2 protein-coding genes are annotated in these 976 nt (G+C 57.7%); both read right to left on the bottom strand.

Features of this window, described 5'->3' with window-relative positions; genetic code table 11:
* A partial coding sequence (locus AC1DRJ_RS29615; protein WP_477805252.1) for an NAD-dependent epimerase/dehydratase family protein occupies positions 1-403 on the bottom strand: 403 nt, incomplete at its 3' end.
* A partial coding sequence (locus tag AC1DRJ_RS29610; protein WP_477805251.1) for a thiamine pyrophosphate-dependent enzyme occupies positions 400-976 on the bottom strand: 577 nt, incomplete at its 5' end. The genes AC1DRJ_RS29615 and AC1DRJ_RS29610, both read right to left, overlap by 4 nt.

Genomic DNA, 976 nt, shown 5'->3' with positions numbered 1-976 from the left:
ATACCGCCTTCGAGGTTTCGGTCACAGGCGACTCGAAGTTAGCGCCATATGCGGCGCCGCTGCTCAGGTAGATGTACCTGCACTCAGGGTGACGTTGCAGATAGGACAGGGCAAGGTTGTCGTACTGTTCGGTGACGGTAAAAATATCCTTGCCCATCTGGATGGCACGAGCCGGATCGCCAACACCTACGAAATTGATGATCGCATCGAAATGTCGGGAGTCATCGAAACTGGCATAGTCGAGTAGCGCAAACGACCTCTGCTCGGCAATAGCCCGAATCTCGGGGTCGAGCCGGGCCGGCGCTCGCATAAACAGGTCGCACTGATAAGTGGTCTGCTTGGCGATGCTGGCAACGAGGTCTTTGGCAATATGGCTGGTTGCCCCAAGTATTGCGATCTTCATTCATTAAGGTCCAGAAGCGGCGACTGCTCATGGATTGGGCGGCCAAACTCCAGCCGTGGTCGGCACTCCCGGGCATCAGGCATCAGCACTTCGATGAGCATTGGTTTGCTGTTGGCGAGAAACTCGCTCACTGCCACCTTGAACTGGCTCAGGTCGACAACACTTTGCGAACGGATGCCATAGGCTGTGCCAATGGCCTGGAACTGCGGGGTGTATCCATTCCAGAAGGTTGAGGAGTTACGGCCCTCAAAGTACATCTCCTGGAACCCGCGAACCATCCCGAGTGAGTGGTTGTTCATCACAATCGTCAGGATCGGCAGCTGATCCCGTGCAATGATGTCCAACTCCTGGATGTTGAGCTGTGCGCCACCGTCACCGGTGATGACGATGACCGGTTTGTCTCCGGCGTAGCATGCACCGACGGCAGCGGGAATGGCGAAGCCCATGGTGCCCAAGCCACCGGAGTGGTGCATGGCTTGGCCGGCTCCGAGGCGCAGGGTATGCGCTGCCCACATTTGGTTGTTGCCAACGTCGGCCACGTAGTCGAGCGCGCGGTCTGCGGTGAGTTCGTTC

Source organism: Pseudomonas sp. P5_B2, from assembly GCF_056400445.1.
The sequence above is the reverse complement of the archived record's forward strand: the minus strand, read 5'-3'. Positions and strand labels throughout refer to the sequence as shown.